Genomic DNA, 14667 nt, shown 5'->3' with positions numbered 1-14667 from the left:
TAAAATTATGGGGTTGGGATGCTTTGAATATACAATGATCTCGAATTTTAACCTATTGAAACTACTAAGGTTTACAACTTGTTCCAACCACTTACAATCCAAACCAGACTCGGCGGATTCTACTTTTTTTATAGTGTGCTTGTGGGTTTTGTTTTTTTATTAATATTTTAAAAATTAATAACTTAATTTAGAAAAAGCACGTATTTTATTGAGACTGAAAAGCACTTGTAGACTATTGAGAAAGGTGTTTTCTTCTTAGATTTTTTATGAAAAATGAAATAGGCTTTCACATTTTAGTTCAGCCCATACTTTTAGGATAGAGTTCTAAATGATGTTGTGAGTTGATCCAAAAAAGTTAAATTTATTGGGCTAATGTTAGTTGAGTCTGTAGTTAATCAGTATTTATAATTACACGAAATTTAAATAACAACTACAGCAAGGCTTATGATGCAAAGGAAAAGATAATATTCTGATGTGAATGGATTATTGATAGAATCATCGCATTTTTGCTTTTCTTTCTGATTACTTCCCTCCCCCCTTAGTTCTAGGAGAAGAGGTGTGAATAATTGTTATGATTATATTTTTTACTTTTTGTAATAAGAAGGGTTATCTTTCTATAAAAAGAAAGGAGCACGAGACAGGTAAGAATGCGAATATGTCATTTGAAATGAAAATCATATCTATATTTTCTTGTTTACGCTCTTTGTGTTAGGGCGATGTATTTCATCTATGTATTAGATATTAATTATAAGTACCAGTATTAATATCTTTAAATTGTAATTGTTAATAAATATCTATGTATGATTCCTTTTAAATACTATACTAAAATTTCTTGTTTTTAAGTTTAGTCTCTTTTTATATGCGGATCTTTTAATTTGCCAAATATATTACCCCATAGGAAGCCACACTATATATATCAATTGTTGGTGGGATTTTTGCTTTATAAATTAGATAATTATTTAGGTTGTTCTTAAAAAAAATCCAAATCACAATATAAATACAATATACCAAGAGTCTCTTATGAGTTGATATCCGCCTATACTTTGAAGTATTTCAAAGATTGATGCGCATACAAATATTGGTACCATCACACATCCTAGAAGTGCCCTATCTCAGTCATCAAGACTATATTGGTTTTTTTCACCAGTTGATCTCCGTTTAATCCATTTTAATAGTGATTATAGTAAAAGTATAAAGCTCCAGTCCCACAACAATTATTAATATAATTGTGTCTAGGGGGAACATTATAAGAGGTGCTTCCTATTCTTGGACTTATTTATATCCCTGCTATTCCATGTAGTGATATGGACAATAATATTAATAATGCACTTAATTTTTTATCATAATAAATACAACTGAATTAAACCTGAATTTTAGTAAATTCACTGGAAAGATTAATTTATATAAAAGTTACCTGTTTGAGGAGTGCTTTGCTAAAGATTTTACGGCACATGAAGCCAGCTAAATATTAATTGTTAAAATAATTTATTAAAATCATATGGTTGTATTTTAATCTACTCCGATATTTATGATTGGGGATGCACGAACAATGTACAATGAATTTCGATTAGTTTTGGAGACTGAAATAATAGTAGTGTGATTCGGTTTAAATACAACGTCAGTCAAGCGCGTTAGGAATTGATTAGTTTCTAATTTTAAATCTGATACTGCTAGTTAGTTCTCTGGTAGTGATGACTTACCAGTATACAGTTTTGATTACACAAACAATACATATGCATGATTTTGGTGGTGTCGAATCAGCAAAAGATAAAAATTATTTAAGACCAATTCGACAACTGGCCTTAATAAAATTAATCGACAAAGATTTGCATCTTCTTTCTCTATACTAGCTGCTTAACAAAGTAGCAACTATATTTCTAAATTTACTATTTTAATTTTTTTATTAACTCATACTAAAATACAAGATATTTCAAAAATTTATATTTGATTAAGTATTATTATAATATTATTAAATATACTTTGTATTGGTAATATTTAAAATGAATTTATTCCCAATAATATATTGAAAAAAATTAATATATAAAAGATGATATATTTAATTGATACTATTTTATATATTTGCTTTTAATAAAAATTAACAAGTTAAAATAGTTGCCTGTGTATAATTTCGAAACTTTTGGAAAAAATAAACTATCACATGGATAAAAGAGTAGATATTCAGTTATTACGAGCAATTGCTGTAATTTATGTAGTTCTGTTTCATTTAGAGATAGCAGGAATTGAAAGTGGCTTCTTAGGTGTGGATGTGTTTTTTGTAGTGAGTGGCTTTTTAATGGCTATTTTGTACAAAACTGGCGAAACTAAGAAGTTTTTTGAACGTAGGGCAAAGCGTTTAATTCCTGCCTACTTTGCTACAGTTATGTTAACGTTACTTGCATCTATATTTATTGTATTACCATCTGAATTAGGGCAGGTGGTAATGCAGTCAATTTACAGCTTACTGTTTGCTAATAATATTGGTTTTTGGATGCAAAACTCATATTTTAGCAAATCTGATTTTAACCCTTTACTGCACTTGTGGTCTTTGGGTGTAGAAATTCAGTTTTACTTAATTGTTCCTCTATTGGTTTGGTTCTTTAGTAAGTCTAGGGCATTCTTGTTTTTAGCTCTCTTAGGTTCATTTGCTGCGTGTGTATTTATTGTTGGGATCTCAACTAAAACATCATTTTTTATGATGCCACTGCGTATGTGGGAGTTTTTAATTGGTTTTATTGTTGCTTATTATCTTACAAATAATGGCAATATTAAATTTGAACAGTATCGTTGGGCAGGCTTACTTGGTTTAGTCACTCTTTGTGCAATACCATTTATTTACGTGGATGGACAAACTCTAAACAGGGCACAAGGACATCCAAGTTTTATTGCTTTATTTGTGTGTATTGCAACAGGATTGGTGCTCGGTTTTGGTATCCCAAAAGTTTTTGAAGATAATCCAATAAGTAAATTTTTAGCAAAAATCGGGGACTATTCGTATTCAATTTATTTAGTTCATTTTCCAATTATAGTTTTATATTTATATGAGCCTTTCTCGGGAACAATCTTATATCCGAAGGTATATTCTGATAAAGCTATTTTATTAGTGCTTATCATCATTGCTTCAATATTGATGCATAAATTTGTAGAAACGAGACGAGTTACTAAAGTTACTAAAGTTTATTGGTTCTCTTTGGTCTCTCTTGTATTGCTTACTGGTGCTGCGAAAGTTGCACCAACTACTATGTATGATCAAAAAGAACAGAACATCTTCAAAGGGCTTGAAGATAGAGCAACTTATCGTTGTGGTAAGTTGTCGCGGATTTTAGATCCTGATGCTATAAGTTGTAAGATTAATAAAGAGGACTTTAAAAAGTCAGTTCTTTTAGTCGGGAATAGTCATGCTGATTCAATCAAAATGGCTTTTGCTGATGTTGCAGGGTCAAATAAATTTAATACTTATTTTTTAGTGTCAAATACTCCATTAATGGATAGTTCAGTCACTCCAAAAATGTTGTTAAATGAAGCTAAAAAGCTCAATATTGATATGCTAGTTTTACATTTTTCTCCAAAAGCAATTTCAAAAGATGTTATTGAGCAAGTTGTTGCATTGGCAGAGAAATCAAATATTGATGTTAAATTTATTATGCCTGTACCTATTTATAACGAATCAGTTCCAAAGATTCTATATGAAAATAACTTACAGGCTCAGTATGATGTGAATAGATATCTAGACAATAATCACGAAATTATTGCGGATTTGGAAAGCATTCAACAAAAGTATAAAAACTTTAGTTCTTATGATTTGCACCAAGTGCTATGTCATCCGAATTGTGTAATTAGTGATGTTGAAAATCACCCATACTATTTCGATGATGATCACTTAAACTTAACGGGTGCGAATCAACTTAAATCTGTTTTTGAGAGAATTTTTAAAGAAGCAAGTAATGTTAGCTAAAATAGTATTTTTTATAATTATATTGATTTCAATAAGCTTTTTAATCTGTGGCTATAGTAATTCTGACAAGATTTTTACTTTAATTAGTATTTTACTCGCTATAGTAGCATTTCTATTTAAGAGTATTTTGAAAGTTAAGTTTTTTATTGATAAGAAAACTTGAGTCCAAATGCACCCAAAGAGGTGCTTTTTATTACCTAAATTTTCTGGAGAAATAAATGGAACCAATTTTTACTAGCGGTTTAACTACTTTATTAAAGGCATCCATTTATGTAGGCCTTCGTGAGCAAGAGCACAATGTTTAACAAATGGAACTGTTCGTGTACGAGTCACTAATGCAACAAACGCCTCAGTGAATCTACCTAATGGGACGTTAAGACTAAGAATTGTTTAAAAAAGCGCCTATTATGGCGCTTTTTTCATTATTTTATTTTCTATCCATTTACCAACTTTAATTGATAAATCATCAACATAGTTGCTAAATGGGATGGATGCAATTATGGTTAGAACAACAACAATTATAGAAGCTAAAACAGAGCTGAATAGAAAACCGAAATTTAAGAAATAATTAAAAATGGGGATACCAACAATGTAAATTAACATCATATGTAATAGATACATAGAGAAAGATAATTTTCCTAAATACACAAATAGCTTATTGTCTAATAATTTTGAAAGTTGATCATTCATCAAAATGCTATAAACAATTAAAGGAGCACATAAAACATTTAATAAAGTTGCTGTCTTGGTATTTAATACTGAACCTATTAAATGATATGAAGCGCTGTTATTGTGAGCTCCTGCAAAATAGAGCCCAACTAATAACATTGGTAGAGCTACTAAGAAATTGATCCTTTTGCCATACAAATAAAAGAACATTCCCAAGACAAAGCTAAAAAAGCCAAATCCCATTTTTAAAGATACGGTAAAACCTAAAATTGTGATCAATGCTGCTGCAATAATTGTTACTAACTTAGATTTTTGAGATAAGTAGCAAAGCAGAAAAATTAGAAATGAACCAAATAATTCAATTTGCATTGTCCATAAAACCCAGTTGTACTGAGACTTACCAAATAGAAATGCACTAATAGCACCATCATACAAGGCATAAAAAATGGAACCTTCATATGCGCCAACACTTGCAGCCCAATTAGATACATGTGAAGAATCAATGTCTACAAGGAAAACGATGTAGCAAATTAAAACTGAGATGACAGCAGGAATGGCAAGGCGTGGATAACGCTTCACACTCATAGAGAGTATTTTTTTATTTATATCCTTTTTCTTATTAAGAATGGCATAGCTTAGAACATATCCGCTCAATACAAAGAATACAAAAACAGCAGCATTACCAGAATACAGAAATCCAAAAGGTGAATTATAAAGCCATTCGAATGCTTTTATGGTTGGTACTTTTGACTCAAATTCATGAGCATAGGGATAAAAAGTAAATACTAAATGAGAAAATACAACAGCGAGACAAGCAAGACCTCGGATACTTTCTGCCGAATTTATCTTAGACATATGATTTTTTAAAAGTAAATTTTTGTATGCATAATACATTTTTACTTAAATATTTACTAATCTTATGACTTAAGATTTCTCATATTTTGCGAGTTTTTGAAATGTTATCGCGTTTATTTATATACTTTATTGTCTTTATATCTATATCAATACTAATCTATGGTCTAATCAATTCAGATAAATTATTTATTATTATTGGCATATTATTAATTATTTCATCATTTTTAGTTAAGAGTATTTTGAAAGTTAAGTTTTTTTATAGATAAGAAAACTTAAGTCCACAAGCACCCAAATGGGTGCTTTTTTATTGTCTAAATTTTCTGGAGAAATAAATGGAACCAGTTTCCACTAGCGGTTTAACAGCACTATTAAAATTTTATGGGGCTGCAATTATGTTGACTTTAGCAGTCGCTTTAGTTGCAGCAGTTGTATTAATGATACGTATGCCACACTCCTCACCTCAAGAATGGGCAGTGGGCTTGATCTGGACAGTTGTATCAAGTTTGGCAGGTGGTTCATTCATTATTGTGAAGTTAGGGCTTCATGAATGGATTACTGATATTTGGGAGATGATGGAGCTAGGTGGATTTTTTTTCGTTTGCGGTATTCCTGATTGGGCTTTGGTCCGATGGACCTTTAATTTCATTAACAAACAGGAAGGTAAGACGATTATTGAAGTAATCAAAGAAGTAAAGAAAGCCAGAAAAGATATTGAAAAACAGTTAATGCCGTCTTCGGGCGGTTTTTACAACTAAAGGACACGAAAATGAATATCGAACAATATTTTGAAGAGCTCCGCGATTTGATCAGGTGAATTCTATTAGTTCAGCAGTAGCGGAAAAACTTCTAGATATCGGTGTGAATTGTGGTACCTGCTTTGCAAAACTTCTATTGCAACGTGCTTTGAACTTGCTTAATAACCAAGGTAAAGCAGGTTGGCTAGATCTATGTATGGCCCAGCTACTTTAAATGCTCTCAAAACTTATCTATCAAAAAGAGGTAAAAAGGGCGAGAAAGTCCTACTGCATATACTAAATATCATACAAAGCCAGCGCTACATCGAAATCTGTGAGCATAATCCTAAGCAAGAACAATTCTTTTATGAATGGATTGCTAACCGGGTATGAATATGAAGTACCTAGTTTTGCTGTGCATCCTGATAGCAGAATGCACAGCTTATATGAAATCAAATTATGGGTATATTCTGAGGATTACTCTAAATTACTTCTTTAAATAATTTACATTCATATATTGCGTTGGTTGTGAATAAAGCTTATAGCTATCACTGTTATATTTAGAATTAGTTGTCCAAAGAACCATTAGCCTCATTTCATTTTTTTCATTAAATTGTGGCAAAAATGTAGCTTTATAAACTTCTTTATCCAATGAGTTTAACCAATTATTTGACCAAATGAAATTATAATAATCTGAAGATATGCCTAATCTGAATCCAATACTATTATTCTTGACGCGATTTTGAAAAATACATAACTGTTTATCACCTACATTTTTACAGTCAATATGCCAAATTGATGTATCATTTGGAGTCGGGATAGTATTAATATACTGCCAATCATTTTTTAAAGTTTGACTAGTAAAGTGCTGTAATCCAGCAGGTTTTCCATCCACATTTCCAACTGAATACATATGATAAGTTTCTGTTTTCGCATCAAAAATAATGCTTGGTGATAAAGCCATCCCTAACCGAGGTTCGAATAAAATTTCTCTATTTGACCAATTTTTACCATCTTTCGTTCTGCGTATATATAAAATTTCGTGAGTTTTTTTTGTGGATTGATAATTAGTCCAAAATTCCCTGACAACTAATACTAGTTCATTTGTTTTTACGTCATAAAAGATGAAAGGATCTGAATTATATGCATCATCTTTTTTATTATTTTGAGATATTTCAGGTTCATCTATAATCCCTGATACCAAATTGAAATTCTCAAGATCGTTTGAACCTAATAAAAATGGATTTTCTTCTGATAGATTTCCATTAGTGTACCCTGTGATAACTACAATATAGCGATATCCTAAAAATTTGTTTGGAAACTCAAGAATCTGAGGGTGGACAACACCTCGATTAACTCCGTAAGGTGTATTAACAGGAATGTAATTTCCCCATTTTAAAATTTTCGCTTCATTTATCCATATATCTGATATTGAAAAATTTTGTTCAAATGCTTGTAGCGGAATTGGTCCTAATTCTGTTGGTTTCTTATTTTCTCTATATATATGAAGTAATTTTTGTGCTTGAGGTATGAAGTGTGTCCAATCTTCCGTTGGCGTTGGCGTTGGCGTTGGCGTTGGCGTTGGCGTTGGCGTTGGCGTTGGCGTTGGCGTTGGCGTTGGCGTTGGCGTTGGCAATTGGCTTGTAGAACCACCACCTCCACAAGCAGTTATTGTAAAAGTACATAAAAAAAGTAAAGAAAATTTAAAGTTCATGTAGGTTGCCAAATTATGTTGGTTATTTGTTTTTATCTAGTAACTATTGGTTGAGTAACAGTTGCTTGAATGTTAAGCATTCTAATAAAAAATATTCTTACTAACCAATTTTTTTTTGAAATTTAAGTTTTTTTTGTATTGTTTGTTTATATTTTATTCTCAAGTAATATTTTAACTAACTCGAAGTTGGGTTTAGAACTATTGTATTTTTCAAAATAGGAGGTGTTATAAGCCCACAATTAATTGAAACTTACAACTAAATTAACACGTAGATGATGAGTCGAATCCAGATTTTAATTAAATAATGACATTACAGCTATTTCTATTCGCTAGACAGACTGATTTTTGACTCAAACTTTGTTAAAAACTGAAAGCACTTTGGAGCCTCTTTTGACATAATTTTTATTTACTAAAGCAAACTAAGTAGAAAGTTCACAGATTTATCTATTAATTGTTTTACAGGAGAGCTTTTAATATTTTCCCGAATTCTAATGGATTAATCTTATCAAGCAGGGATGTAAAATCACAAATAAAATAACTCATCTATGATTGTTTTATATCTTTCGCTTTATGATCACTTCTGATAATTAAATGCAATGAATCAACAATAAATAAATTTTGTTCTAGCCAAAATGTTAGAATTGCGAAGATCAGTAAAATGAGTAGTTTCTGCTTAAAAAACAGGTAGTCTACAAATATTTTTTTAATTGATTGGAAATTAAATTTGTAGACTAGTGAAGTGCAAAACACATCATATCAGTACAAATAGATGCAACTTTAATTATGTTTAACTATTTGAAAATGCAAGATAAAGCAATCGAATGCAACCGTTAACAATTACAGCTAGACTGTCAGGATTCTACTTTTTTTACTATTCCATTGTTGGTACATTCATGCCTTATTGGAATTTATATCTTCAAGATCAAGGGTTTAATTATCAAGAAATTGGTGTTTTATCATCAATTGCGATTGTAACTCGTTTTTTTGCGCCTTTAGTGTGGGGATGGGTTGCCGACAAATCTGGTAAGCGAATGCTGTTAGTGCGGCTGGCCACTTGGATGGAATCATGTATATGGTTAGCTATTTTTATAGTACCAAATACGTTTCAATCCATAGCTTTACTCATGCTTATTTTTAGCTTCTTCCAAAATGCTATTTTAGCTCAATTTGAAGGGGTTACTTTATTTTGGTTGGGTGATCAAAAAGCTAAACTTTATGGAAAAATTCGTAAGTGGGGATCTGTTGGATTTATTGTCGGTGTTTTTGTCATTGGTGCACTTCTGGAAATAGTACCCATTTCGATGCTTCCAATTTTATTATTAATTATTGCTTCATTAGCATTTATTTGGTCTTTTACCATTCGAGAACCCGATGGTGCACCTACCTCACAGAAAAAGTTAGAGCCTTTACTTCCTGTATTAAAGCGCCCGACAGTAGCTGCATTTTTCACAATTGAATTTATTTTACTTTTTTCACATGCACCTTTTTATAGTTTTTATAGTAACTTTCTGAAATCTTTGAATTTCAGTACGACTGAAATTGGATTTTTATGGGCGATGGGGGTTTTTGCAGAAATTTTTATGTTTTCAATTGCCTCAAAGATTTTTCAACGTTTTTCGTGGCGTAGTTTAGTCATTGTGTGTTTGCTTGTGACGAGCATACGTTGGATGCTTGTTGCACTATTTTCACATTACTTTGTTGGTCAGCTTTTTGCACAGTGTTTGCACGCTTTTAGTTTTGGTTTATTTCACTTAATTGCAATGAGAGTTATTTTTCAAAACTTTTCTGCTGGACAGCAAGGGCGTGGACAAGCTCTTTACAGTACCATGTGGGGGCTGGGTGTAGCTTTTGGTAGTGTGCTGGCAGGGCATTTCTGGAAAATTCTTTCTGGTGAACTCATTTTTATGTGTGCCAGCGTGGTTGTACTGTTAGGTTTGTGCTTTGTAATGTGGCTTCCGAAACAAGTTGATTCTTCAGCTGCCTAAGCTTGAGAGAATCTAAAACAAAGAATTTATATTGAAAAAAGCAAGTAAATATAAAATTGTTTGATGACTTGTTGTAGCACGTTACAGTTGAAAAATATTGTTTTTATATGGTTATGGAGCAGTGATTTTGTCAAAAAATATGCTAACTTAACTTCATGCGTTTAATGATTAATAAATCTATGAAAAATATTTATATTATTGGATTATTGTGGGCTTGTTCTGGTTTAGCTGTGGCAGAAACGGCTACTCAACAGCCAGCCGAACAACCCGTTCGGACTGCAAGTAATCCTAATGCTATACGTATTGTTACGCGTCCTGAAATTATGGGATTATGGGGAATGGAAATTCCAAATAATAAGAAATGTGTGGAATATTATAACTTCCGTAGTAGTAATGATGTAGTGATCAAAAGTGGTCAAGAGTGGTCATATGGCTTATATGAATATCAACCATCTGATGATCCTAAAGAGCAGTTAGCTGCTTTAGTGATGCAAATTAAATTTGATAATAATAAAGTAGATTGTTCAGGTCAGAAACAAGATCAATCAGGTGATGTTTCTCAGTATTTTGTACAGTGGAAAAATGACCATACTATCAATTTCTGTTCAACCGCTAAGGGTGAGCAGTGTTTTGCGACTTTACGTAGAGTCCTACCATAAAGTAATGGATATAAAAAAAGCCTCTTACGTATAAGAGGCTTTTTTATTATGCAGTTTCAGCTTTCTTCTTTTCTTCCAATTGCTTTAACAAGTGCTTTTCAAGGTAATGGATGTCCATTGCTTGAGAACAGAAGCTCTTATCTTGCAAAATGAGATCTTTATGCAGAGGAATGTTAGTTTTAATTCCTGTAAGGATCATTTCATCTAACGCTTGACGCATACGAGCAAGTGATGTTTCACGGTCTTTACCATGAGAAATCAATTTAGCAATCATAGAGTCATAGTAAGGTGGAATGCTATATTCTGGGTAGATATGAGAGTCTAAACGAATACCAGCACCGCCTGGCGCATAGAAACTTTCAATTTTACCTGGTGAAGGTAAGAAAGTTGTTGGATCTTCAGCATTGATACGACATTCGATTGCATGACCATTAACTTTGATGTCTTCTTGTTGAAGCTCTAGTCCTAGGCCGCCTGCAATACGTAACTGTTGTTCAATAATATCAACACCAGTAACCATTTCAGTAACAGGGTGCTCTACTTGAACACGAGTGTTCATTTCGATAAAGAAGAATTCACCATCTTCAAATAAAAATTCAAAGGTACCAGCGCCACGATATTGCATTAACTGACATGCATGAACACATGCTTCTAAGATATCAGCTCGAGCTTGCTCTGGTAGATTTGGAGCAGGTGCTTCTTCTAACACTTTTTGGTGACGACGTTGTAATGAACAGTCGCGGTCATATAAATGGATCGCATGGCCATTACCATCACCAAGAACTTGTACTTCAACATGGCGAGGTTTCTGTAAGAAGCGTTCCATGTAAACGGTATCGTCACCAAACCACATTTCTGCATCGCGTTGAGCTGCTTGAACTGATTCAAGTAGTGTATCTACACGCTCAACAATACGCATACCGCGTCCACCGCCACCAGATGCCGCTTTAACAATAAGCGGGAAACCGATTTCTTTAGCTTCTGCAAGGGCATTGTGGATGGTTACAGCATGGTCACAACCAGGTACAGTAGGTACACCAGCTTTTTTCATGGCAACAATCGCAGAAACTTTGTTCCCCATAAGGCGAATGTGTTCTGGACGTGGACCAATAAAAGTAAAACCTGAACTTTCTACAATTTCAGCAAATTCAGCATTTTCTGAAAGAAAACCATAGCCGGGATGAATTGCATCGGCACCGGTAATTTCTGCAGCAGTAATAATTGCCGGGATATTTAAATAGCTATCACTACTTGCACCGGGACCAATACATACTGCTTCATCAACAAAACGTAAATGCATCAAATCTTTATCAGCATCTGAATAGATACCAACAGTCTTGATTCCTAATGTTTTGCAAGCCCGGGTAATTCGTAAAGCGATTTCACCACGGTTTGCAATTAAAACTTTTTGCAACATAGACGTCCCCGAGGTAATTACGCGCGATAACGGAATAAAGGTTGACCGAATTGGATTACATCGCCATTTTTCACTAAAATTTCTTCAACCACGCCACTTTGAGTTGCTTCAATTGGGTTCATGATTTTCATTGCTTCAATAATACCCAAAGTTTCACCAGCAGATACAGTTTGACCTACTTTAACAAATGGTGCTTCGCCTGGGCTTGGAGCAGCATAGAACACACCAACCATTGGAGAAGTTTCAACTGCTCCGCGTGGTGTTTTTGCTACTGGTGCTGCTGCAACAGGAGCTGCCGGAAGTGCTACACCAGCCGCAGCAACGACTGGACTACGGCGAGTTAAAGCGATTGATTGATCACCTTCTTTAACTTCAATCGCTTGCAAGTCAGACTCAATCATTAAATCGATGAGTTTCTTAATTTTGCGGATATCCATGGGCGACTATTCCTAAACTAGTTTGGGTTAGATGGTTGAATTTTTTCAATAGCGTAATCGAGTGCAAAACTATAACCTTTTGCACCAAGACCACAGATCACGCCAATTGCTTTATCGGATAAATATGAATGATGTCTAAATGCTTCTCTTGCATGGACATTCGACAAATGTACTTCAATAAATGGAATGGCAACGCCGAGTAGGGCATCACGTAGAGCAACGGAAGTATGGGTGAGGGCCGCAGGATTAATAATAATAAGTTTTACACCTTCGGTTTGTGCCTGATGAATACGGTCAACAATGGCACCTTCCCAATTGCTTTGAAAAGTATGTAATGTAATTGATGCGTTTTGAGCTTGGATAACGAGTTGTTGGTTAATATCACCTAAGGTAAGATGACCATATACTTCTGGTTCGCGTTTTCCCAGCAAATTCAAATTCGGTCCATGAATCACCAAAATGGTCGAACTCATTCAGATTGCTCCAGCTCTAAAGTTGCAAATATTCTTTGCAAGATGTCTGCAAAGTTTGCTTATTATGGCATATGTTTCTACAATTTTTTTATAATTTGTTTTAATTGTCGCAGAAAGGGTATACCAAATTCGGCTTATATATTGTAAATTTTGCGATGATTTAGCAATGTTAAAAAATGACAAAATTTCAAGTAATTTAATAAAGCTCATTTTAAACTGAATTGACAAAAACAGTTCATGTATTTTGTGTAACGGCTGTAGAATTCTCTCCAATTACAAGTAGCTCATTCCATCGAGTTAGATAGTTTTTTGAACGGTGACATTGTTTCATATGCCAAGATGGACTACGGGAATGATAACCGACTTGTAGATAGTGACTGCCGAATCGATTACGAACTGTACTTAGGGTTTTCATGAGTTGTTGTCTTTGCTGAATCAACTCAAGAGGTTGCCATAAGTCATCAATATGATGTTGACGGGCATGCAAACCACAAAATAAGACTCCAATCTTAATATATTTTTTATTTTCTTTATATAAAACATCAATTTGTTGCATTGCTGCTTTAGTTAATATGCATAGGTCATCTGTGGCATACGTTAAACCTATCGCTTGAGATGATGCTTTTTTATAAGGTGGTTTATCTGTTTTTTCATAAAGCATGACTTGAATACAGGCACACAGCTGTTCCTGTTTCATTAAACGCCGGTGAGCACGATTGAGATGAAAGATAAGCGCTTGTTTAATAATCTCAATGCTGGATAAAGCTTGAGCGAAACTTCGTGATGCTAAAATTCGTTTTGTTAAGATGGCAGGATCATCAAGTTGGATACAGGATTGGCCTTTTAGCTCACGAATAGTACGTGCCATAACCACAGAGAAAGCTTTTGCGAGATGGTGTTCATTGGCAAAAGTTAAGTCTAGGCATGAATAAATTTCATAGCTTCGTAATTGTTTGACCAATTGGTAGCCAATTCCCCACACTTCTTTGACGGAAGTTTGTTGCATGAGGTCTTCAAGCAGTAGGGGATCTAAAGTAGTGAAATTACAAATTCTATTAAAGCTTTTAATTTTTTTAGCGTAGTGATTGGCTAACTTGGCCTGAGTTTTTGAATATCCGATGCCAATACAGCAAGGTAAGCTTAACCATTTTTCTAGGGTTTCTACTGCTTTGGCACAATGAGAATGGATATCTAGAGATTGAAGATAAGGGGTTAAACGGATAAAGCATTCATCAATAGAATAAGCTTCTAAATCATCGGGTGAGAAGAATTCACCTAAAACCGAAAAAAAGCGACGAGACATCTCAGCATATAAAGTGTAGTTACTTGAATAGACGTGTACGCCTGCTTGGAGAGCTTCTTCTTCAATTTGGTACCATGGGATTGCCATCTTTATACCCATATTTTTTGCTTCTTCACTGCGTGATACAACACATCCATCATTATTAGAAAGTACGACAACTGGCACGCCAATAAGTTTGGGGTTAAATAGTCGCTCACAACTGACATAACAGTTATTAATGTCTACAAGCGCGTAAATTTCGCGGTGTGAGATTTCCATTATGATTTGCCCCATTAAAATATTGCTAAAACTACATATTAGTATTGGCTTTCATTAACACTCTAGTGAGAAGTGTTGGCTAGAAAGCTGTATTTTGAATATGTAACGAAATCAAGTTAACAAAATTTCTGTAAGAAAGCTAGGGGAGTTCTGACAGCCGGCTTTTAGCTAATAAAGCAAAGAAAATAAAACTTTATTTTTTTATTAAAAA

The 14667-nt window shown here is 33.6% G+C and carries 10 protein-coding genes and 1 pseudogene; 5 read left to right on the top strand and 6 right to left on the bottom strand.

Translation table 11 applies throughout. The features are described 5' to 3' along the window. Positions 1-2158 precede the first annotated feature (2158 nt). Positions 2159-3952, top strand: coding sequence for an acyltransferase family protein (locus F886_RS13730; RefSeq protein ID WP_005306395.1), 1794 nt, complete (start codon positions 2159-2161; stop codon positions 3950-3952). Positions 3953-4357: 405 nt separating this feature from the next. Here the strand turns inward: F886_RS13730 and F886_RS13725 are convergent, their stop codons facing one another. After that, complete coding sequence (locus F886_RS13725) at positions 4358-5476, bottom strand: acyltransferase family protein (RefSeq protein ID WP_081402274.1); 1119 nt, start codon at positions 5474-5476, stop codon at positions 4358-4360. A 332-nt stretch (positions 5477-5808) separates the two neighbouring features. Between F886_RS13725 and F886_RS13720 the strand changes: the two genes are divergently transcribed. Next, entirely contained in the window at positions 5809-6231 is a 423-nt protein-coding gene (locus F886_RS13720; protein ID WP_005306387.1) for a hypothetical protein, read from the top strand. Positions 6232-6268: 37 nt separating this feature from the next. Next, a pseudogene (locus F886_RS13715) lies at positions 6269-6603 on the top strand (putative peptidoglycan-binding domain-containing protein); the annotation flags it as partial. Positions 6604-6697: 94 nt separating this feature from the next. Here F886_RS13715 and F886_RS20385 read toward each other — a convergent pair. Further along, complete coding sequence (locus F886_RS20385; RefSeq protein ID WP_005306383.1) at positions 6698-7924, bottom strand: hypothetical protein; 1227 nt, start codon at positions 7922-7924, stop codon at positions 6698-6700. A gap of 821 nt (positions 7925-8745) precedes the next feature. On the opposite strand from F886_RS20385, the gene F886_RS13705 reads away from it, so the two are divergent. Both F886_RS13705 and F886_RS13700 read left to right on the top strand, forming a co-directional pair. Further along, complete coding sequence (locus F886_RS13705) at positions 8746-9909, top strand: MFS transporter (RefSeq protein ID WP_005306381.1); 1164 nt, start codon at positions 8746-8748, stop codon at positions 9907-9909. A gap of 155 nt (positions 9910-10064) precedes the next feature. Next, entirely contained in the window at positions 10065-10568 is a 504-nt protein-coding gene (locus F886_RS13700; protein ID WP_005306379.1) for a hypothetical protein, read from the top strand. Positions 10569-10614: 46 nt separating this feature from the next. Here F886_RS13700 and accC read toward each other — a convergent pair whose 3' ends face one another. The 4 genes from accC to F886_RS13680 all read right to left on the bottom strand — a co-directional run bounded on the left by accC (position 10615) and on the right by F886_RS13680 (position 14456). Next, positions 10615-11985: an acetyl-CoA carboxylase biotin carboxylase subunit gene (gene accC / locus F886_RS13695; RefSeq protein ID WP_004791764.1), complete on the bottom strand. Its 1371-nt coding sequence runs from the start codon at positions 11983-11985 to the stop codon at positions 10615-10617. A gap of 17 nt (positions 11986-12002) precedes the next feature. After that, positions 12003-12422 carry an acetyl-CoA carboxylase biotin carboxyl carrier protein gene (locus tag F886_RS13690; RefSeq protein ID WP_004791766.1) on the bottom strand — a complete coding sequence of 140 codons (420 nt, stop codon included), beginning with the start codon at positions 12420-12422 and terminating at the stop codon, positions 12003-12005. 17 nt (positions 12423-12439) lie between these two features. Next, a complete protein-coding gene (aroQ, locus tag F886_RS13685; protein WP_005306377.1) occupies positions 12440-12895 on the bottom strand; it encodes a type II 3-dehydroquinate dehydratase in 456 nt (151 codons plus the stop codon). 235 nt (positions 12896-13130) lie between these two features. Further along, positions 13131-14456: a Y-family DNA polymerase gene (locus F886_RS13680; protein ID WP_005306374.1), complete on the bottom strand. Its 1326-nt coding sequence runs from the start codon at positions 14454-14456 to the stop codon at positions 13131-13133. Positions 14457-14667 lie beyond the last annotated feature (211 nt).

Origin of the sequence: Acinetobacter sp. NIPH 542, assembly GCF_000369825.1 — a bacterium.
Lineage (GTDB): Bacteria > Pseudomonadota > Gammaproteobacteria > Pseudomonadales > Moraxellaceae > Acinetobacter > Acinetobacter oleivorans.
Note: the sequence above shows the minus strand (reverse complement) of the source record. Positions and strands in the feature narration are given on the sequence as shown.

Coding starts and splice junctions, on each gene's coding strand:
- F886_RS13730 (WP_005306395.1), top strand. CDS start 2,159: ATGGATAAAAGAGTAGATATTCAGTTATTACGAGCAATTGCTGTAATT.
- F886_RS13725 (WP_081402274.1), bottom strand. CDS start 5,476: ATGTCTAAGATAAATTCGGCAGAAAGTATCCGAGGTCTTGCTTGTCTC.
- F886_RS13720 (WP_005306387.1), top strand. CDS start 5,809: ATGGAACCAGTTTCCACTAGCGGTTTAACAGCACTATTAAAATTTTAT.
- F886_RS20385 (WP_005306383.1), bottom strand. CDS start 7,924: ATGAACTTTAAATTTTCTTTACTTTTTTTATGTACTTTTACAATAACT.
- F886_RS13705 (WP_005306381.1), top strand. CDS start 8,746: ATGCAACCGTTAACAATTACAGCTAGACTGTCAGGATTCTACTTTTTT.
- F886_RS13700 (WP_005306379.1), top strand. CDS start 10,065: ATGCGTTTAATGATTAATAAATCTATGAAAAATATTTATATTATTGGA.
- accC (WP_004791764.1), bottom strand. CDS start 11,985: ATGTTGCAAAAAGTTTTAATTGCAAACCGTGGTGAAATCGCTTTACGA.
- F886_RS13690 (WP_004791766.1), bottom strand. CDS start 12,422: ATGGATATCCGCAAAATTAAGAAACTCATCGATTTAATGATTGAGTCT.
- aroQ (WP_005306377.1), bottom strand. CDS start 12,895: ATGAGTTCGACCATTTTGGTGATTCATGGACCGAATTTGAATTTGCTG.
- F886_RS13680 (WP_005306374.1), bottom strand. CDS start 14,456: ATGGAAATCTCACACCGCGAAATTTACGCGCTTGTAGACATTAATAAC.